General features: G+C 69.3%; 20 protein-coding genes and 1 pseudogene. 10 read left to right on the top strand and 11 right to left on the bottom strand.

Annotated elements, in window-relative coordinates; genetic code table 11:
• The 3 genes from nagA to A5756_RS00885 are packed head-to-tail and all read right to left on the bottom strand — an operon-like array spanning position 1 to position 3,700.
• On the bottom strand, positions 1-1,122 hold the full coding sequence (gene nagA / locus A5756_RS00895; RefSeq protein WP_066945418.1) for an N-acetylglucosamine-6-phosphate deacetylase: 1,122 nt from the start codon (positions 1,120-1,122) through the stop codon (positions 1-3).
• Entirely contained in the window at positions 1,116-2,462 is a 1,347-nt protein-coding gene (locus A5756_RS00890; RefSeq protein WP_066945415.1) for a sugar porter family MFS transporter, read from the bottom strand. The genes nagA and A5756_RS00890 overlap by 7 nt, the downstream gene beginning before the upstream one ends.
• Positions 2,459-3,700 carry a D-alanyl-D-alanine carboxypeptidase family protein gene (locus A5756_RS00885; RefSeq protein WP_066945412.1) on the bottom strand — a complete coding sequence of 414 codons (1,242 nt, stop codon included), beginning with the start codon at positions 3,698-3,700 and terminating at the stop codon, positions 2,459-2,461. The genes A5756_RS00890 and A5756_RS00885 overlap by 4 nt, the downstream gene beginning before the upstream one ends.
• A gap of 228 nt (positions 3,701-3,928) precedes the next feature.
• On the opposite strand from A5756_RS00885, the gene A5756_RS00880 reads away from it, so the two are divergent.
• On the top strand, positions 3,929-4,153 hold the full coding sequence (locus A5756_RS00880; RefSeq protein ID WP_066945907.1) for a hypothetical protein: 225 nt from the start codon (positions 3,929-3,931) through the stop codon (positions 4,151-4,153).
• Here A5756_RS00880 and A5756_RS00875 read toward each other — a convergent pair.
• Complete coding sequence (locus A5756_RS00875; RefSeq protein ID WP_082959966.1) at positions 4,150-5,514, bottom strand: aspartate aminotransferase family protein; 1,365 nt, start codon at positions 5,512-5,514, stop codon at positions 4,150-4,152. The two genes, A5756_RS00880 and A5756_RS00875, sit on opposite strands and share 4 nt — an antisense overlap.
• Before the next feature lie 59 nt (positions 5,515-5,573).
• On the opposite strand from A5756_RS00875, the gene A5756_RS00870 reads away from it, so the two are divergent.
• A complete protein-coding gene (locus tag A5756_RS00870; protein ID WP_066945405.1) occupies positions 5,574-6,476 on the top strand; it encodes a sigma-70 family RNA polymerase sigma factor in 903 nt (300 codons plus the stop codon).
• On the opposite strand, the pseudogene A5756_RS00865 reads toward A5756_RS00870, so the two are convergent.
• Positions 6,448-7,081, bottom strand: a pseudogene (locus tag A5756_RS00865) (carboxymuconolactone decarboxylase family protein); the annotation flags it as partial. The gene A5756_RS00870 and the pseudogene A5756_RS00865 sit on opposite strands and share 29 nt — an antisense overlap.
• A gap of 101 nt (positions 7,082-7,182) precedes the next feature.
• Here A5756_RS00865 and A5756_RS00860 point away from each other — a divergent pair.
• Both A5756_RS00860 and A5756_RS00855 read left to right on the top strand, forming a co-directional pair.
• Positions 7,183-7,461 carry a hypothetical protein gene (locus A5756_RS00860; protein WP_066945401.1) on the top strand — a complete coding sequence of 93 codons (279 nt, stop codon included), beginning with the start codon at positions 7,183-7,185 and terminating at the stop codon, positions 7,459-7,461.
• Between the two features lie 263 nt (positions 7,462-7,724).
• Positions 7,725-8,795 (top strand): diguanylate cyclase, encoded by a 1,071-nt coding sequence (locus A5756_RS00855; RefSeq protein WP_066945399.1) that lies wholly within the window; start codon positions 7,725-7,727, stop codon positions 8,793-8,795.
• 13 nt (positions 8,796-8,808) lie between these two features.
• On the opposite strand, the gene A5756_RS00850 is transcribed toward A5756_RS00855, so the two are convergent.
• Genes A5756_RS00850 through sdhC form a run of 4 tightly spaced genes read right to left on the bottom strand, consistent with a single transcriptional unit; the run spans position 8,809 to position 12,178 of the window.
• Entirely contained in the window at positions 8,809-9,615 is an 807-nt protein-coding gene (locus A5756_RS00850) for a succinate dehydrogenase iron-sulfur subunit (protein ID WP_066945397.1), read from the bottom strand.
• Positions 9,615-11,369, bottom strand: a complete 1,755-nt coding sequence (sdhA, locus tag A5756_RS00845; protein ID WP_066945395.1) for a succinate dehydrogenase flavoprotein subunit — start codon at positions 11,367-11,369, stop codon at positions 9,615-9,617. Before sdhA ends, A5756_RS00850 begins: the two co-directional genes overlap by 1 nt.
• A 3-nt stretch (positions 11,370-11,372) precedes the next feature.
• Positions 11,373-11,843 (bottom strand): succinate dehydrogenase hydrophobic membrane anchor subunit, encoded by a 471-nt coding sequence (locus A5756_RS00840; RefSeq protein WP_066945393.1) that lies wholly within the window; start codon positions 11,841-11,843, stop codon positions 11,373-11,375.
• The gene (gene sdhC / locus A5756_RS00835; protein ID WP_066945389.1) at positions 11,840-12,178 is read right to left on the bottom strand and encodes a succinate dehydrogenase, cytochrome b556 subunit; all 339 of its coding nucleotides are present in this window, start codon (positions 12,176-12,178) and stop codon (positions 11,840-11,842) included. Before sdhC ends, A5756_RS00840 begins: the two co-directional genes overlap by 4 nt.
• A 239-nt stretch (positions 12,179-12,417) precedes the next feature.
• On the opposite strand from sdhC, the gene A5756_RS00830 reads away from it, so the two are divergent.
• Genes A5756_RS00830 through A5756_RS00815 form a run of 4 tightly spaced genes read left to right on the top strand, consistent with a single transcriptional unit; the run spans position 12,418 to position 16,328 of the window.
• Positions 12,418-12,819 (top strand): cytidine deaminase, encoded by a 402-nt coding sequence (locus A5756_RS00830; protein ID WP_066945386.1) that lies wholly within the window; start codon positions 12,418-12,420, stop codon positions 12,817-12,819.
• Positions 12,816-13,937 (top strand): alpha/beta fold hydrolase, encoded by a 1,122-nt coding sequence (locus tag A5756_RS00825; RefSeq protein ID WP_066945382.1) that lies wholly within the window; start codon positions 12,816-12,818, stop codon positions 13,935-13,937. The genes A5756_RS00830 and A5756_RS00825 overlap by 4 nt, the downstream gene beginning before the upstream one ends.
• 16 nt (positions 13,938-13,953) lie before the next feature.
• Positions 13,954-15,240: a thymidine phosphorylase gene (locus A5756_RS00820; RefSeq protein WP_066945379.1), complete on the top strand. Its 1,287-nt coding sequence runs from the start codon at positions 13,954-13,956 to the stop codon at positions 15,238-15,240.
• Complete coding sequence (locus A5756_RS00815) at positions 15,237-16,328, top strand: adenosine deaminase (protein WP_066945376.1); 1,092 nt, start codon at positions 15,237-15,239, stop codon at positions 16,326-16,328. Before A5756_RS00820 ends, A5756_RS00815 begins: the two co-directional genes overlap by 4 nt.
• Before the next feature lie 42 nt (positions 16,329-16,370).
• On the opposite strand, the gene A5756_RS00810 is transcribed toward A5756_RS00815, so the two are convergent.
• Together A5756_RS00810 and A5756_RS00805 are read right to left on the bottom strand one after the other, a co-directional pair.
• Complete coding sequence (locus tag A5756_RS00810) at positions 16,371-16,655, bottom strand: GlsB/YeaQ/YmgE family stress response membrane protein (RefSeq protein WP_066945373.1); 285 nt, start codon at positions 16,653-16,655, stop codon at positions 16,371-16,373.
• Between the two features lie 93 nt (positions 16,656-16,748).
• The gene (locus A5756_RS00805) at positions 16,749-17,420 is read right to left on the bottom strand and encodes a GntR family transcriptional regulator (protein WP_066945370.1); all 672 of its coding nucleotides are present in this window, start codon (positions 17,418-17,420) and stop codon (positions 16,749-16,751) included.
• Between the two features lie 152 nt (positions 17,421-17,572).
• On the opposite strand from A5756_RS00805, the gene A5756_RS00800 reads away from it, so the two are divergent.
• The gene (locus A5756_RS00800) at positions 17,573-18,601 is read left to right on the top strand and encodes a cupin domain-containing protein (protein WP_066945367.1); all 1,029 of its coding nucleotides are present in this window, start codon (positions 17,573-17,575) and stop codon (positions 18,599-18,601) included.
• A 48-nt stretch (positions 18,602-18,649) separates the two neighbouring features.
• On the top strand, positions 18,650-19,344 hold a 695-nt coding region (locus A5756_RS00795), incomplete at its 3' end, for a VWA domain-containing protein (protein WP_066945903.1).

Genomic DNA, 19,344 nt, shown 5'->3' with positions numbered 1-19,344 from the left:
TTAGGCAGTCACCCGCCAGTCGCCCCGAATCATGACCGCGCTGACCCGCAGATCGCGGTCCAGCACAACGAGATCGGCGTCGTAGCCGGCGCGCAGGCTGCCCACCCGCTCGAGGCCGAGCGCCCCCGCCGGCGTCGCCGAAGTCGTCTGCGCCGCGACGGCCAGTCCCGCATCGGCATGCACGGCGCGGAACAGCCGGTCCATGGTGGCGGTGCTGCCCGCGATCGTCGACGTCCCGCGCACCCGCGCCACACCGGACACCACGTCGACGGCCACCGCGCCGAGGCGGAACGCCCCGTCGTCGCGGCCGGCCGCGGCGATGGCGTCGGTGACGACGGCGACCCGTTCGGGCCCCGCCGCCCCGATCACCGCGCGCACGACGGCCGGATGCACGTGCACGCCGTCGGCGATCAGTTCGACCGTGACTCCCGGGTTGCGCAGCAGGGCGAGTACCGGCCCCGGCTCGCGATGGTGCAGCGGCGGCATCGCGTTGCACAGGTGGGTGCCCACCGTGGCACCCAGCGCGATGGCGTGTTCGGTCTGCTCGTAGGTGGCGTCCGTATGCCCAACCGCCACAATCACTCCGGCGCCGAGAAAGCGCCGGATCGCCTCGTCGGCCCCCGGCAACTCGGGCGCCAGGGTGACCATCCGGATCGCGCCGCCGCCCGCGTCGAGCACGGCGTCGATCTCGGCCGGGTCCGGGTCGCGCAGCTGGGCCGGGTCGTGCGCCCCACAGCGGGCCCGGGAGAGCCACGGCCCCTCGAGGTGGATGCCCGCGACCGTGCCGTGCCGGGCGGCTTCGGCCAGCGCACGCACGCCGGCGAGCAACTCCGCGGGCGAGGCGGTCACCAGGCTGGCGAGCGTCGTCGTGGTGCCGTGCCGCAGATGGAATTCCGCCGCCCCGGTGATACCGTCGCGCTCGGTGTAGGAGGCGCCGCCGCCGCCGTGCACGTGCATGTCGATGAACCCGGGCACCACGGTGGCGTCGGGGAAGTGCGCGTCGGCCGGGCTGGGCGGGACGCCCGCGCCGCAGGCCACGATTCGCCCGCCGTCCGTCTGCAGCCAGCCCGGCCGGCGGACCTGCCCGTCGAGCACCATGGTGCCCGCGGCGATCACTACCATCGGCCGCCGTTCTCCCAGAAGTGCCGGATTTCCTCCAGCTGGCGGCCCTTGGTCTCGGGCGCAAACCGGTAGACGACGACGAACGCGACCACCGCCAGGCCGGCGAATACCGCGAAAGTGCCTGCGCCACCGAGGGAATGCAGCATGGTGAGGAAGACGGCGGCGATGATCGCGTTGGCCACCAGGTTGGAGGTGAGCATCGTGCTCGACCCGATGGACCGCAACCGGGACGGGAAGCTCTCGCTGGCGTACACCCAGCCCAGGGAGCCGAACCCCATGGTGTAGCCGATGATGAACAGCAGTATGCCGGCGAACCCGAGTGCCGCGCCGCCGATGCCCCGCCCGAACACGCCCATCAGCACGACGTCGGCGGCGATCATCATGGCGATGCCGGACAACAGGATTGGGCGCCGGCCCACCCTGTCGACGAGCAGCAGCGACGCCCCCACCGCGGCCAACCCGGCGACCTGGACCACGGCCGGCAGCGCCAGCAGCGCGAAGTTGCCGGTGAAGCCCATCGCCTGGAATATCCGTGGGCTGTAATAGATGATCGCGTTGATACCGGTGATCTGGATCAGGAAACCGAGCGTGACCACGAAGGCGGTGGCCCGCGAATACGGCGGGCGCAGCATCTCGGACCAGCCGCCGCTCCCTTCGCTCAGCGCGCGGCCGATCTCGGCGAGCTCCTCGTCGACCCGGGCGTCGGGTTCCACGCGCAGCAACGCCGCGCGGGCCTCGTCGGGCCGGCCCTTCAGCACGTACCACCGGGCCGTGTCGGGCGCGCGAATGAGCAACGGCAGCAACAACATTGCCGGCACCGTGGCCAGCCCCAGCATCCAGCGCCAGCTGTGGGTCCCGGCCAGCAGATATCCGGTCAGGTAGCCGATGATGAGCCCGCTGACGATGGCCAGCTGATAGGCGGTCAGCAGCGACCCGCGCACCGCCGTCGGGGCCGATTCCGCGACGTAGACCGGCACGACCACCACCGCCACGCCGAGGGTCAGGCCCAGCAGGACCCGCGCCGCCAACAGCATCGGCAGCGAGACCGAGAGCGCACCGAGCAGCGCGAACGCCGCGTAGGCGACCAGCAGCAGCACCACCGATTTCTTGCGCCCGATCGCGTTGGCCAGCACACCCGCCCCGAGCGCCCCGGCGATCTGGCCGATCACCACCATGGTCGTCAGCAGCTCCTGTTGCCGGGTGGACAGGCCGAAGTCCTCGGTGACGTACAGCTGCGCGCCGGCGATGATGGACAGGTCGTAGCCGTAGATGATGCCGATGCTGGCGGCGGTCAGCCCGACCAGCAATCCCCGCGGCGATCGGGTGGGCCGCGATCTCACCGGTGTTGCGGTCGGCGGTTCATCGAGCGTGCGACCATGATCAAACTAAACACGATGATGGTTCCGATGACGGCGACGCCCACCCGGATCGGCAGCGCGTCCGCCGACGGGATGAGCCCCGCGGCCTGCGCGCCGTTGCCTTGCCGGTCGGCCGCGCTGTCGCGTTTGGCGGGTGCCAGCGAGGGGTCGGGTTCGATCAGGTTGCCGACCTGCGTGCCCTGCGGCGTGCTGAATCCGTAGTCCAGCAGGTGCGCCGCCTGCTCCCACGGGGCGATCGGCTGCCGCGTCCCGTGCAGCAGGACGGCCATCAGGCGGCGCCCGTTGTGGTTCGCCGCGCCAACGAAGGTCTGGCCGGCGTCGTCGGTGTAGCCGGTCTTGCCGCCCAGCGCGCCCGGGTACTTGTAGAGCAGCTGGTTGTCGTTTTCCAGCTCGTAGCCGGGGTGGTCGCCGTGACCGGGGAAGTCGAACGTCCGCGTCGCGACGATGTCGGCGAACGTCGGGTTCTGCCAGGCGTAGCGGTAGAACAGGCCGATGTCGTAGGCCGACGTGCTCATGCCGGGGCCGTCCAGCCCGGACGGTGTCGCCACCCGGGTGTCCTTGCCGCCGAGCTTGGCGGCCAGCACGTTGATCTTCTCCACGGCCTGCTGCATGCCGCCGAGCTGCATGGCCAGCGCGTGCGCGGCGTCGTTGCCGGAGTGCATCAGCAGGCCGTGCAGCAGCTGGTTGACGGTGAACACCCCGCCCTCTTCGACGCCGACCTTGGTGCCCTCGGCGGCCGCGTCGTCGGCGGTGCCGGGCACCGACTTGTTCAGGTTGAGCGCATTGATGGATGCCATCGCGACCAGCACCTTGATGATGCTGGCGGGGCGGTGCCGCCCGTGCGGGTCCCTGGCCGCGATCACCGCGCCGCTGTCCAGGTCCGCCACCAGCCAGGCGTCGGCGGAGACGTCGGTGGGCAGCGCCGGTGTATCGGGGGCGGCGACGATGCCGCAGCCGGCCAGCGCCTCGCCGCCGACCGGCTTGGGGGGCACCGCCAGCGGGATCGGCGCGTCACCGGCCTGCGGAACCTCCGACGAATCCACTGCGGGTGGGGTGTTCACCTTGAAGGGGCAGTTCGCGGGTGCGGCGTTGGGTCCGGCGCCGGGCTCGGCATGGGCGGCGGGGGCGGCCAGCGTCACCGGGGCAGCGATCAGGAAAACGGCCGCTGCCAGGCACGATGCGGGGCGTAGGAAGTTCATTGCTTGTGCAGACTAGGCGATCACAGGCTCGATTCGAGGGAGCCGCGCTGTGACTGGTGGTACGGAAGTTGCGAAGCCGCCGGATCGCGCGGGAACGCCGCCGAGCCATTACGCTGGGCATGCCGTCAGCGTGACAGCAACGAATCTTCCCGCCGAGACCGAGGGCCCGCCATTCACACCGATCGTCTCTGGTCCCGGTTGCGGCGGAACCGCGATGCTCCGCGGTCGCTGCAACAGCTGGTCAAGGAAGTCGAGAAGGCGACGCAGGTACGGCGCTCCGGCCTGGAAGGCGTGCTGACCGAACTGCAGCAACATCGTGACGCCACGTCCGACGCCGGCCTGCGGGAAGCGCTCACCTGGCTGTGCAACGCGGTGACCCGGATGGTGAGCAACCCGACGGCGGCGCATTCTCGGGAGGTTCTGGTTGCGGCCGACGCGGTGAAGCGCCGCTAAATCTTGTTGGACGCCTCCGCGAGCACGCCGCGCAATACCGATTCGATGGTGTCGAACTCGGCCTGGCCGCTGATGAGCGGCGGCGCCACCTGGACGACGGGATCGCCGCGGTCGTCGGCGCGGCAATACAGGCCCGCTTCGAAGAGTGCTGGCGACACATACCCGTGCAGCACGCGCTCGCATTCTTCCGCGCTGAACGTTTCCTTGGTCGCCTTGTCCTTGACCAGCTCGATGCCGTAGAAGTAGCCCTCGCCGCGCACGTCGCCGACGATGGGCAGGTCGTACAGCTTCTCCAGGATGGCGCGGAAACCGGACGCGTGTTGCTTGACGCGGTCGTTGAGGCCCTCGCGCTCGAAGATGTCGAGGTTGGCCAGCCCCACGGCCGTCGAAACCGGGTGTCCGCCAAAGGTATAGCCGTGCGGGAACGTGGTCTTGCCGTCGTTGAACGGCTCGAACAGTCGCTCGCTGGCGATCATCGCGCCCAGGGGAGAGTAGCCGGACGTCAGCCCCTTGGCACAGGTGATCATGTCGGGCACGTAGCCGAAGTCGTCACAGGCGAACATCGACCCGATGCGGCCGAACGCGCAGATCACCTCGTCGGAGACCAGCAGCACGTCGTACTCGTCGCAGATCCGCCGCACCCTTTCGAAATAGCCCGGGGGAGGGGGAATGGCGCCGCCCGCGTTCTGCACCGGTTCCAGGAACACCGCGGCGACGGTCGCCGGGCCCTCGAACTCGATCGCCTCGGCGATCCGGTCGGCGGCCCATTGCCCAAACGCCTTGGGGTCGTTGGCAAACGGGTCGGGCGCGCGGTAGAAGTTCGTGTTGGGCACCCGGAATCCGCCGGGCGTCACCGGTTCGAACGGCGCCTTGTAGGAAGGCAGGCCGGTGATCGCGAGGGCGCCCTGGGTGGTGCCGTGGTAGGCGATCGACCGCGAAATCACCTTGTGCTTAGCGGGTTTTCCGGTCAGCTTGAAGTACTGCTTGGCCAGCTTCCACGCGGTCTCGACGGCCTCGGTGCCGCCGGTGGTGAAGAACACCCGGTTCAAATCACCCGGGGCGTAGTGGGCAAGGCGCTCGGCGAGCTCGATAGCGGTCGGGTGGGCGTAACCCCACAGCGGGAAGTACGCCAGCGTGCTCGCCTGTCGCACGGCGACCTCGGCGAGTTCGGTGCGCCCGTGGCCGACCTGCACGGTGAACAGCCCGGACAGCGCGTCGAGGTAGCTCTTGCCGCGGTCGTCGAAGATGGTCACGCCGTCGCCGCGGACGATGACCGGCGGCGCGATGCCGGCGCCGTGCCGGGCGAAGTGCAGCCACAAGTGTTCTGTCATGGTGACCGTGAGCGTAGCGCTCGGCTTTATGGCGCGGTTCGTTACTCGCGCCGTTCCGGCGCTCGCCGTCTTCACGCTAGGCTCGGGATATGACCGGGACCGAACAGGTCTCACTCTTCGAAGCGCTGCGGCCGCACCTCATGGCAGTCGCCTACCGGCTCACCGGCACGGTGGCCGACGCCGAGGACATCGTTCAGGAAGCCTGGCTGCGCTTCGACGGGCGGGAAGCCACCATTACCGATCCGCGGGCGTGGCTGACCACGGTGGTGAGCCGGCTGGGCCTGGACAAGCTGCGCTCGGCCGCACACCGGCGCGAGACCTATACCGGCAACTGGCTGCCGGAGCCGGTGGTGACCGGGCTCGACCCCGCTGATCCGCTGGCCGCCGTGGTGGCCCGCGAGGACGCCCGGTTCGCGGCGATGGTGGTGCTCGAACGCCTGTCGCCCGACCAGCGGGTCGCCTTCGTGCTGCACGACGGGTTCGCGGTGCCCTTCGCTGAAGTGGCCGACGTGCTGGGCACCAGCGAGGCCGGCGCCCGGCAGCTGGCGTCGCGGGCCCGCAAGGCCGTCACGGCGGAACCGCCGCCAAAGCCCGACCCGTCGCACGACGAGGTCGTCGGCCGGTTGCTGGCCGCCATGGCCGCCGGCGACCTGGACACTGTGGTCTCGTTGCTGCATCCCGACGTCACCTTTACCGGCGATTCGAATGGCAAGGCCCCCACGGCCGTTCAGACCATCCGCGGCCCGGACAAGGTGGTCCGGTTCATGCTGGGCCTCGCGCAGCGCTACGGATCGGCGATGTTCAGCTCGTATGAGCTGGGGCTGGTCAACGGCGAACTGGGCGTCTACACGGCCGGCTGCCCCGCGTCGGACGGCTACCGGGAGATGCTGCCGCGGATCATGGTGTTCACGGTGCGTGACGGAAAGGTCTGCGCGCTTTGGGATATCGCCAACCCGGACAAGTTCACCGGCTCTCCGCTGCGGTCTCGCTAGCCCAGGGCACGCGGCAGGCATCCCCGGAGTTGAAGCCCTGCTCGGTGATGCCCAGCGCGGTGTTCATCCGGGCCCGCATGTTCTCCACGCCGATCTGATAGGTCAATTCGATGACGCCGGCATCGCCGAACCGGGCCCTCAGGTCGGCGACCTGCTCGTCGGTGACGGTGTGCGGATCGGTCGTCATCGCGTCGGCGTAGCGAATCGCGGCGCGCTCGTCGTCGGTGAACGCCGTTGAGGTGGCGTAATTGTCGATCTCTTTGAGCCGCTCGATGTCGAGGCCGTCCAGGCGCTGCAGCATCGACCCGAAGTCGACGCACCAGGAACAACCGACGCTGCGCGCGGTCCACAGGACGGCGAGCTCGCGCACGCTGACCGGCAGCACCTTGGACGCCCGGTCGATCATCGTCTCGTGCACGGCGCCGGCGATCATCAGCTTGCGATGGTGGGCGGTCACGGTGAAGGGCTCGGGTACCTGGCCGTAGCGCCGTTTGGCGATCCGGTACATGGCGCGGGTCAGCAGCCCGGCGCGCTTGGGGGACAGGGGCTCGATGCGGGTTTTCTGTGTCATACCCCTGAAGACGAGACGGGTCGGACAAGTGTGACGGGCGCGCCCGCGAGCGTTTCCCCATGGTCGCCTCGGGTAACCCGTCTCCCATCGGCGCCGCGATCTGGTGCGGCGCGATGAGAGGGTGAGGAGACTGAGATGACCTCTCAAAACGATCAGCAGTCCGAGAATCCGCGGCTGGAACACTTCGATGATCCCGAGGTTGGCGGCGGCGCGCGCGACACCGGTTCGGACACGCCCGAGCCGGGCCGCGCGGACCGTCCCGTCGGAACGGTCGACGAAGACGCCAATCCGCCCATGAGCGATTCGACGGCGTCGGACACCTACGGCGGAACGGGCGAGTTGCCTCCGCAGGACACGGGAAGCGCGGTGCCGCCATACGAGGGACGCCAACAGGGTGCGGCCGGCGGCGCGTAAGGCACGGGCGGCGCGACCGGCCCCAGACGGACACCGGCTTCAGGTCGCCCAGCCCGTCGAGCACGCCCGGCGGTGCCAGCCAGTCCCCGGCCGACGAGCAACCCGCGACCGAGATGCCCGAAACCGACCGCGATGACGAAGGCCACCGCGCGGTAGGCGTCCCCGCTAAGAGGCGGCAATCCGCCTCGTCGACCGCGCGAGCGTCGTAGCATGCCGCTAGCCACTCGACATCGAGGATCAGTGGTAGCGATGGGGAGCCGACGATGACCGCGCTGTTCACCCCATGGTGGCGGGCCGACCAGTATGACTGGCTCTCGGGTTACCTCGCTTCGCGGCGCCTCAGCGGAGCAACCCGGGCCGTGATGGCGTCCATCGCCGCGTCGATGGTGCTGTGCCTGCTCGCGCTGCTGGCCGGCTCGGATGGCCCGCGCGGGCAGGTCCCGGTGGCGATGATGTGGGTTGCCGTCGCCGGCGGGGTCGCGGGAGTGCTGTTGTGGGTGTGGCGCTGGCCCACCCGCCGGCAGTCGGTCGCCTTCGCCGTCACGTGCAACATCGCGGTCGCCCTGGCGTGTCTGGCGCACCCGAACCCGCTGGCCGCCCTGATTGGGTGCATCGCTTTCGCGACCTTCGGCGCCTACATGGCCTTCTTCCACACGACGGGATTCGTGCTGTACAACTTCGCGGTCGCCGCCGCCGTCGGATCCTGGGAGGCGTTGTCGCTGGCGCGATCCGGGCACCCGAGCCTGGCCGGGGTGGATTTGTGGCTGGTGATCGAGGTCAACATCGCGCTGCCGTTGGCGATCCGAGTCCTGGTGCGCGCCCTGTCGGGAGACCTGCTGACCGCGGACCGCGATCCGTTGACGGGCCTGCTCAACAGGCGTGCATTCCAGCACGAGGCGCTCGGGATGATCCTGGCGCGCCGGGGCATCGACTCGCACCTCGTGGTCATGCTGATCGATCTCGACAGTTTCAAGGCCCTCAACGACAGGTGCGGCCACGCCGCCGGCGACCACGCTCTGGTCCAAGTCGCCCAGGCGCTGTTGGCCGCCGCCGACGATCAGGCGGTGGCGGCGCGCAGCGGCGGTGAGGAATTCCTGTTGGCCGGCACTTCGGCCGGCTGCAACGCCGAGTCGTTGTCCGCGCGGATGTGCCGGGCGATCGCGGCCTCGACCGCGGGAGTCACCGCCAGCATCGGCACCGCGTGCGCCCGCCTCGACGACACCGCGGTCGAACCGCAAGCTCTTCTAAGCGAGCTGATCACCGCCGCCGATGCGGCGATGTATCAGGCAAAACGGTTGGGGGGCAACCGAACTAGTCATCACGAACTTTGTTGACCCGCCGGGCTGGTCAGCGGGTGAACATCAGCGCGCGCTTGACCTCCTGGATCGCCTTGGTGATCTGGATCCCGCGCGGGCAGGCCTCGGTGCAGTTGAAGGTGGTGCGGCACCGCCATACCCCGTCCACCTCGTTGAGGATGTCGAGGCGTTCGGCCGCCGCCTCGTCGCGGCTGTCGAAGATGAAGCGGTGCGCGTTGACGATCGCGGCGGGGCCGTAGTAGCTGCCCTCGTGCCAGAAGATCGGGCAGCTGGTGGTGCAGGCAGCGCACAGGATGCACTTGGTGGTGTCGTCGTAGCGGGCGCGGTCGGTGGGGCTCTGAATGCGTTCCCGCGTCGGCGGATTCCCGCTGGTGACCAGGTACGGCTTGACCGCGCGGTAGGCGTCGAAGAACGGCTCCATGTCGACGATCAGGTCCTTCTCCACCGGCAGGCCGCGGATCGGTTCGACCGTGATGGTCAGCCCACCTTTCTTGGCCTTGCGCCGCTCTCCTGGCAGCAGGTCGCGCATCAGCACCTTGCAGGCCAGCCGATTCACGCCGTTGATGCGCATGGCGTCCGAGCCGCACACCCCATGGGCGCAGGAGCGCCGGAAGGTCAGCGTGCCGTCCAGGTAGCTCTTGATGTAGATCAGCAGGTTGAGCAGCCGGTCGCTCGGCAGGCACGGCACCCGAAAGCTTTGCCAGCCACCGGTTTCCGCGAAGGCGTCGGGATTGTCGGGGTTGAATCGCGCGATCTTCAACGTCACCATCACCGCCCCCTCGGAGATGGGCGGAAGTGGCGGCTCCACGCGGGGTTCGGCGGACTCGCCTGCAGTCATCAGTACTTCCGTTCCTTCGGTTCGTAGCGGGTCTGCACGACGGGTTTGAAGTCCAGCGCGATGTCGCTCAGCAGATCGGTGCCCTGCTTGTAGGCCATGGTGTGGCGCATGTAGTTGACGTCGTCGCGGTTCGGGTAGTCCTCCCGGGCATGCCCGCCCCGGGATTCCTTGCGGTTCAGCGCGCCCACCACGGTGACCTCGGCGAGCTCCAGCAGGAAGCCCAGTTCGATGGCCTCCAGCAGGTCGCTGTTGAAGCGCTTTCCCTTGTCGTGCACGGTGATTCGGGAGTAGCGCTCCTTGAGTGCGTGGATGTCGGTCAGCGCCTGCTTCAGCGTCTCCTCGGTGCGGAACACGGCGGCGTTGTTGTCCATCGACTGCTGCAGCGCGCCGCGGATGTCGGCCACCCGTTCGTTGCCGTGCTCGTTCAGGATGTCGCCGACCCAGCCGACCACCATCGCCTCCGGATTGGGCGGCATGTCGACGAAGTCGTGCCCATCGGCGTAGTCAGCGGCGGCGATGCCGGCGCGGCGGCCAAAGACGTTGATGTCCAGCAGCGAGTTGGTGCCCAGCCGGTTGGCCCCGTGCACCGACACGCACGCGCATTCGCCGGCCGCATACAGGCCCGGCACCGTAGAAGTGTTGTCCCGCAACACCTGTCCGGTGACAGTGGTGGGGATGCCGCCCATCACGTAGTGACAGGTTGGGTAGACCGGGACCAGCTCGTGCACGGGGTCTACGCCCAGATAGGTGCGGGCGAACTCGGTGATGTCGGGCAGCTTGGCCTCGAGCACGTCCTCGCCGAGGTGGCGGACGTCGATGTAGACGTAGTCCTTGTGCGGGCCGGCGCCGCGGCCCTCCAGTACCTCCAACACCATCGAGCGGGCGACGATGTCGCGCGGCGCCAGGTCGACGATCGTCGGCGCGTAGCGTTCCATGAACCGCTCGCCCTCGCCGTTGAGTAGCCGGCCGCCCTCGCCGCGCACCGCTTCGGAGATCAGGATGCCCAGCCCCGCTAGACCGGTCGGGTGGAACTGGTGAAACTCCATGTCCTCCAACGGGAGTCCCTTGCGGAACACGATCCCGATGCCGTCACCGGTGAGCGTGTGTGCGTTGGAGGTGGTCTTGTACATCCGGCCCGACCCGCCGGTCGCGAGGACCACGGCCTTGGCGTGAAAGACGTGGATCTCGCCGGTGGCCAACTCGTAGGCCACCACGCCGGTGGCCACAGGGCCCCTCGGCGTCTCCGTCAAAACCAGGTCCAGCGCATAGAACTCGTTGAAGAACTGCACGTCGTGCTTGACGCAGTTCTGGTAGAGGGTCTGCAGGATCATGTGTCCGGTGCGGTCGGCTGCGTAACACGCCCGGCGCACCGGGGCCTTACCGTGTTCGCGGGTGTGCCCGCCGAACCGGCGCTGGTCGATGCGGCCCTCGGGGGTGCGGTTGAACGGCATCCCCATCTTCTCGAGGTCTAGCACCGCGTCGATGGCTTCCTTGCACATGATCTCCACCGCGTCCTGGTCGGCGAGGTAGTCGCCGCCCTTGACGGTGTCGAAGGTGTGCCATTCCCAGTTGTCGTCCTCGACGTTGGCCAGCGCCGCGCACATCCCGCCCTGGGCGGCGCCGGTGTGGCTGCGGGTGGGGTAGAGCTTGGTCAGCACCGCGGTCCGCACGCGTGGGCCGGCTTCCACCGCCGCGCGCATGCCCGCGCCGCCGGCGCCGACGATCACCACGTCGTAGCGGTGTTGCTGGATCACCGGTCAGCCTCCGATATTCGGGTCGAATGTCACCAGCACATAGGTGCCGAGCACCAACGTGAATCCCATCGACAGCAGCAGCAGGCTGTTGAGCCAGAACCGGGTGCTGTCCTTGCGGCTGTAGTCGTCGATGATGGTGCGCAGGCCGTTGCCGCCGTGCAGTTGCGCCAGCCACAACAGCGCCAGATCCCAGAATTGCCAGAACGGCGAGGCCCAGCGCTGCGCCACGTAGTTGAAGTCGATGCGGTAAACGCCGTTGTCCCACATCAGCATGATGAACAGGTGGCCGACGGCCAGGATGATCAGCGCGACGCCGGAGAACCGCATGAACAGCCACGCGAACTTCTCGAAGTTCGGGATGCCCGCCCGGCGGCGCGGCGAACGCGGGTTGTCGAGGCTGGCCGGCCGGTCGTGGCTGCGCTGGTGCACCGGGGCCACCTGGCCCCGGCCCAGCTGCAGGTCGGGGGCGCTCATCGGAGGTGCTCCCAGATATGGATGCCGGTGACGACCCCGGCCGGAACCATGAGCAGCAGGAACACGACGCCGACGATCCAGAACATCAGCTTCTGGTAGCGGGTGCCCTCGGACCAGAAGTCGATGAGGATGACGCGGATGCCGTTCAGCCCGTGGAAGAGCACCGCGGCCACCAGCCCGTACTCCATCAGGCCGACCACCGGGGTCTGATAGTCGTGGATCACCGCGTTGTAGGTCTGCGGGCTGACCCGCAGCATCGCGGCGTCCAGCACGTGGACGAACAGGAAGAAGAAGATGGTCGCGCCGCTGATGCGATGCAACACCCACGACCACATGCCCGGGTCGCCCCGATACAGGGTCCGGGGTGGACGCCGCCTGCGCGAGGGTGCAGATTCTTTTGCCGGATCCGCGGTTGTCGCCTGTGTGGTCACCCAGTCCTCACCACCTTCTGACATCGACGCAGTTCAGCCTAACCCGGCGCGGCGACGCCCCGTGCCGAGCAGTCCGCCAAGCGAAGTCGCGTGTCAGGGTTAGGGTGGCAGTCTCACGTGGCATGAGCGAAGCGGGGTCAGGTATGCCGGATGTCGATTGGAACACGCTGCGCCACAAGGCAATCGGCGCCGCGGCGGCGGCATACGCGCCCTACTCGCGGTTCCCGGTGGGGGCGGCCGCCCTGGTCGACGACGGTCGCGTGGTCACCGGCTGCAATGTGGAGAACGTCTCATATGGCCTTGGTCTCTGTGCCGAATGCGGCGTGGTGTGCGCCCTGCACACGACCGGCGGCGGCCGGCTGATCGCACTGGCCTGCGTCGACGGGCGGGGGTTCCCGCTGACGCCGTGCGGGCGGTGCCGCCAGGTACTTCTCGAGCACGGCGGCCCCGAGTTGCTGATCGATGATCCGGCCGGGCCCCGCCGCCTTGGCGAGCTGCTGCCCGACGCCTTCGGCGCCGCCGACGTGGAGCGGGGGCGCCGATGATCGGCCTCAGCACGGGGCGCCGCATCGCGCCCGTGGTGCTGGGCGCCGCGCTTATCGCGGCCGGCCCGTGTTTGGCGGGCTGCGCGTCGGAACCGCCCGCCGCGAGGCCGCCGTCGCCGACTGCTTCGGCGGGGCAGGCGGGGTGGGTGGACGACGCGGTGTCGTTCTCGGTGGCGGACATGACGGTGTACGGCACGTTCCGTCACCCGGCGGGGCGGGCCACGGTGCCGGCGGCGCTGTTGATCGCCGGCAGCGGGCCGACGGACCGCAACGGCGACTCGGCTTTGATGCCGGGTCAGGTCGACACGCTGCGCAACCTGGCGCAGGCGCTCTCGGACGACGGCGTCGCCACGTTGCGCTACGACAAGCTCGGCACCGGTCAGACCGGCCTGGGCCCCTACGCGGCGGACCCGGGGAAGGTCGACATCGGCGCGTTCCAGGGCGAGGCGACCGCGGCGCTGCAGTTTCTCGCCGGGCAACCCGGCATCGACCGGTCGCGCCTGATGGTGGTGGGGCACAGCGAGGGCGCCCTGTACGCGTTGACGTTGGCCACCGCCGCGCTCGGGATCGTCCCCCCGGTGCGCGCCCTCGGTTTGGTGGAACCGGCGAGCCGGCGCCTGCTTGACCTCGTATCCGAGCAGGCCCACGCCCAGGCCGACGCGGCGGTGCAGGCCGGGCGCCTCACCGCCGCGCAGGCCGCCGAAAGCACCGCGGCGGTCGATGGCGCCATCCAAGAATTTCGCGACACCGGGCAGGTCCCGCCGAACGAGCCCCCGGGGCTGCGGCCGATCATCAACGCCGCCAACGCGCGGGCCCTGTTGGAGGAGGACGCGCTCGACCCGGTGGCCCTTGCGGCCAAGCTGCCCCGGGGCATGCCGGTCTTGCTCACCTGCAGCGACGCTGACCGCCAGATCACCTGCCAGGACGTCGACCACCTGGCCTCCGGGCTGGCCGGGGCGGCCACCAAGACCGACTACGTCCACCTGACCGGCGTCAATCATGTCCTCAAGGAGGACCCGAGCGGAGCCGCGACCGGCTATACGAAGCCGCTGCCGTTCTCCGGCCAGCTGGTCGGCGCGCTGGCGTCGTTCGTCAAAGAGAACGTGACCGCGCCCTGAGACCGCAGGCGACCCCGTGACTCGGCCGGCATTCGACGCGCCGACGGTGATCCGAACCAAGCGCGACGGCGGCCGGTTGTCCGACGCCGCCATCGAATGGGTCGTCGACGCCTACACCCGCGGCCGGGTGGCCGAGGAACAGATGTCGGCGCTGCTGATGGCGATCTTCCTGCGCGGCATGGACCGCGGCGAGACCGCCAGCTGGACCGCGGCGATGCTGGCGTCCGGCGAACGGCTTGACTTCCACGACCTGGGTAAGCCCACCGTGGACAAGCACTCCACGGGTGGCGTGGGGGACAAGATCACCCTGCCCCTGGTGGCCGTCGTGGCCGCCTGTGGCGCCGCGGTGCCGCAGGCGTCGGGGCGGGGCCTGGGGCACACCGGCGGCACCCTGGACAAGCTCGAGTCCATCGCCGGGTTCACCGCCGCCCTGTCCAACCGGCGGGTGCGCGACCAACTCCGCGATGTGGGCGCCGCCATCTTCGCGGCCGGAGAGCTGGCGCCGGCCGACGCCAAGCTGTACGCCCTGCGCGACGTCACCGCCACCGTCGAGTCGCTGCCGCTGATCGCCAGCTCGGTGATGAGCAAGAAGCTGGCCGAGGGGACCGGCGCGCTGGTGCTCGACGTGAAGGTCGGTGCGGGGGCGCTGCTGCGCTCCGCGGACCGGTGCCGCGAGCTGGCCCACACCATGGTCGAGCTGGGTGCGGCGCACGGGGTGCCCACCCGCGCGCTGTTGACCGACATGAACGGCCCGCTGGGCGCGACCGTGGGCAACGCCGTCGAGGTCGCCGAGTCGCTGGATGTGCTGGCCGGCGGCGGCCCGCCCGACGTGGTCGAGCTGACGTTGCGGCTGGCCGCCGAGATGCTCGAGCTGGCCGGAGTCGACGGTCGCGACCCCGCCGAGACGCTGCGCGACGGCACCGCGATGGACCGGTTCCGCCGGCTCATCGCCGCGCAGGGCGGCGATTTGTCGGTTCCGTTGCCGATCGGTGCGCATTCCGACACCGTGACCGCCGCCCGGGGCGGCACAATGGGCGATATCGACGCGATGGCAGTGGGGCTGGCGGCTTGGCGGCTCGGCGCGGGCAGGTCCCGTCCGGGCGAACGGGTGCAGGCCGGCGCCGGCATCCGGATCCACCGCCGCCCCGGCGAACCGGTCGCGGCGGGCGCGCCGCTGTTCACCCTCTACACCGACACCCCGGAGCGCTTCGCCGCGGCGCTGGCCGAACTGGACGGCGGCTACAGCATCGGCGACACGCCACCGGTCTCGCGGCCGCTGATCATCGATCGGATCGTCAAGTGACCACACCCCTGGGACTCGAGCAGATCAAGAAGGCGCCCAAGGCGCTGCTGCACGATCACCTCGACGGGGGGCTTCGCCCGTCGACCGTGGTCGAGATCGCCGGCCAGACCGGCTACGACGGGCTGCCCACCACCGACGTCGACGAGCTGGCCACCTGGTTTCGCACCCAGTCGCACAGCGGCTCGCTGGAGCGCTACCTGGAGCCGTTCTCGCACACCGTTGCGGTGATGCAGACGTCCGACGCTCTGCATCGCGTCGCCTACGAATGCGTGGAGGACCTGGCCGCCGACTCGGTCGTCTACGCCGAGATCCGATTCGCGCCCGAGCTGCACATCGACCGTGGGCTGTCCTTCGACGCGATCGTCGACGCCGTGCTGGCCGGCTTCGCCGACGGCGAGAAGGCCTGCGCCGCCGCGGGCCGGCCGATCGTGGTGCGGCTGCTGGTCACGGCCATGCGGCACGCAGCAGTGTCCCGGGAGATCGCCGCGCTGGCAATCCGGTTCCGGGACAAGGGGGTTGTCGGATTCGACATCGCCGGCGCCGAGGCGGGGAACCCGCCGACGCGGCACTTGGACGCCTTCGAGTACATGCGAGACCACAACGCGCGCTTCACCATTCACGCGGGGGAGGCGTTCGGTCTGCCGTCCATCCACGAGGCGATCGCGTTCTGCGGCGCCGACCGCTTGGGCCACGGCGTGCGCATCGTCGACGATATCGAAGTCCTCGGCGACGGCCGGGTTCGGCTCGGCCGGCTGGCATCGATTTTGCGGGACAAGCGAATCCCGTTGGAGCTGTGCCCGAGCTCCAACGTGCAGACCGGCGCGGTGAAAAGCATTGCGGACCACCCATTCGACCTGTTGGCCCGCACCCGGTTCCGGGTCACCGTGAACACCGACAACCGGCTGATGAGCGATACCACGATGAGCCTTGAAATGTGCCGACTGGTCGAGGCTTTCGGTTACGGCTGGAGCGACCTCGAGCGGTTCACCATCAATGCGATGAAGTCGGCGTTCCTCCCGTTCGACGAGCGGCTGGCGATCATCGACGACGTGATCAAACCGCGTTACGCCGTGCTCATCGCAGGCTGACGCCGCTCGCCCGAAAAGCGGGCGCGCGGCGCAGCTTTCGGCTCAGCGGGTGAGGCGCGTGCCGGTGCGACGTCCCGTCAGCGCTTCGTAGAGCGCGATCAGGACGATCGCGGCGCCGACTCCGATGAAGAACGGAACCCACGCGATGCCACCGTTGGCGTTGTGGTATCCGAACTGGCTGGCGACCGCCGAGCCGATCAAACCGCCTACGGCGCCGATCACGACGGTCATGATCATGCCGACGTTCTGCTTCCCCGGCATCACCAGGCGAGCGACCACACCGACGATCGCGCCCACGATGATGGCGAGGATGATGGATCCGACCATTTCAGCTCCTGTCGTAACGGCACCCGGGGTGGGCGCCATCTGCGAGAAGGATTTCCCCGAAAATACGGACTTCTAACACAATTCGTGTGGAAGTCAGTTCAGGTCGGCCGCGAGCCCGATCGCGCGCACCGTGCCGGCCAGGTGCGTCTGCACCGCGCGCAGCGCGCGCTGGGCGTCGCCGTCGCGCAGCGCCTCGGCGATTTCGCGGTGCTCGTCGAGGATCGTCGTCACCCGGTCGGGCTCGCGCAGCGCCGATTCGCCGATCATCCTCATCTGCCGATCCCGCAGGGACCCATAGAAACCCGACAAGATGGCGTTCCCCGACTCGGCCAGCGTGACGGCGTGGAAGGCACGGTCGGCGTCGAGAAACTCGGCCCAGTCGGACCGGTCGACGGCGGCACCCTGCCGTAGCAGCTCGCCCGACAGTCGCTCGAAAACCGCGGCGCACGCCGCGGGCCCGCGGCCCACCACCTTGGTGGCGGCGAACTGCTCCAGCAGCAGCCGCGCCTCCATCACCGAGCGAACCTCGTCGGGCGAAACGGGGACCACCAGGGCGCCGCGCTGCGGGTACAGACGCAGCAACCCCTCGGCCTCCAGCCGCAGGAACGCCTCGCGCACGGGGGTGCGCGACATCCCAAGGGCGGTGGCCACGTCACCCTCGCTGATCAGCTCCCCGCCCGGGAACGCGCCGGTGAGGACCTGCGTCTTGACGTAATCCAGCGCGCGGTCCTTGGCCGTGCCCGGCCGCGGGTCACTCGTTGCCATCCAGCCTTCCGGTAGCTAAGTCGTATCCCAGCAGTGTCGTGACCGTACACCACCGCCACCCTTGACAGGGCGACAACTGAGATACAAGATAGATACGAAAGAAACATGAGATGCAGCGACGAAGCCCGCGAGCAGTCCGAAGGAGACGCGAAATGTCCGTCACCGAAACCGCCCTGACCCCGAACCTGGATCCGACGATTCCCGCGCCGATGATCAACGTGGCCGAGTACGGCTTCGAAGGTCGCTTCCAGGACTGGGCCTCCGACGCCGAGTATTTCGAATACTCCAAGGCCGCCAACCCCATCGGCTCGGGACACGTCCCGCAGGTTCCGGTTACCCGGTTCGATGCTGATGTCTACACCGACCAGCCCACCGGGGTGATTCCGCTGGATCTGTCCAAGGAACTGCAGATCGAGACCGGCGCGGCGACCAGCCCCGCGCTGCTGGCCAACTTCGTGCGCATCCGGCCGGGCGAGCAGGTCGACACCAGCCCCAACGCCACCTCGCAGCTGTACTACGTGCTCTACGGGCGCGGCTTCGCCGCGGTCGACGGCCACCTGGTGCAGTGGGAGAAGGGCGACTTCCTCACCCTTCCCGCGGGCACCCGCTCGGTCTTCTACGCCGCTGCCGACACCGCCATGTACTGGGTGCACGACGAGCCGCTGATGCGATACCTCGGCGCCGAAGCGACGCAGCCGCGGTTCCGGGCGACCAAGTTCCGCCGCTCGGATGCGGTGGCCAAGCTGGAGGAGATCGCGTCGCGCCCTGGCGCCAACGAGAAGAGCCGGGTCAGCGTGCTGCTGGCCAACGCCAACCAGGAACAGACGCTGACCATCACCCACGTCCTGTGGGCCATGTTCGGCGTGCTGCCCCCGAACCAGGTGCAGCGCCCGCACCGGCACCAGTCGGTGGCCCTCGACCTCATCCTCGACGCGCCGGCCAGCGGCTGCTACACGTTGCTGGGCACCCGCCTCGACGAGCACGGCGACATCGTCGACCCGACCCGGGTGGACTGGCGGGCCGGCTGCGCGTTCACCACCCCGCCGGGCATGTGGCACGCCCACTACAACGAGACCGACCAGCCCGCACACCTGATCCCGATCCAGGACGCCGGGCTGCAGACCCACCTGCGCAGCCTCGACATCAAGTTCACGCAGCGCCGCGACCTCGTCGCCGGCTGACCCGGCGGGCCGTGCGCGGTCCACAGTTCGCGCATAGTGTGGCTGCACATGAAGCTGCCCCTGCTGGGCCCCGTCTCGGTCACCGGCTTCCAGAACGCGTGGTTCTTCCTGTTCCTGCTGCTCGTTCTGTTGGTCCTGGGCCTCTACGTCGTGCTGCAGTTCGCCCGCCGCCGGAGGGTGCTGCGGTTCGCGAACATGGAGGTGCTCGAGCGGGTCGCACCGGCGCACCCCAGCCGGTGGCGGCACGTGCCGACCATCCTGCTGGCCGTGTCGCTGGTGCTGCTGACCACCGCGATGGCCGGGCCGACCTCCGACGTCCGGATCCCGCTCAACCGCGCGGTCGTCATGCTGGTCATCGACGTGTCGGAGTCCATGGCCTCCACCGACGTCCCACCGAACCGGCTCAAGGCCGCCGAGGAGGCGGCCAGCCAGTTCGCCAGCCAGCTGACGCCCGGCATCAACCTCGGGCTGGTCGGCTTCGCGGGCACGCCGTACCTGCTCGTGCCGCCGACCCCGCAGCACCAGGCGACCATCGACGCCCTGAAGAAGCTCGACTTCGCCGACAGCACGGCCACCGGCGAGGCCATCTTCACCGCCCTGCACGCGGTGAGCGCCACCGCGATCACCGGGGGTGACACCCCGCCGCCGGCCCGCATCGTGCTGCTCTCCGACGGCAAGGAGAACAAGCCGTCCAACCCCAGCGATCCGCATGACGGGGTCTACACCGCGGCGCGGCTGGCCCG

It is taken from the genome of Mycobacterium sp. 852002-53434_SCH5985345, from assembly GCF_001667155.1.
Lineage (GTDB): Bacteria > Actinomycetota > Actinomycetes > Mycobacteriales > Mycobacteriaceae > Mycobacterium.
Note: the sequence above shows the minus strand (reverse complement) of the source record. Positions and strands in the feature narration are given on the sequence as shown.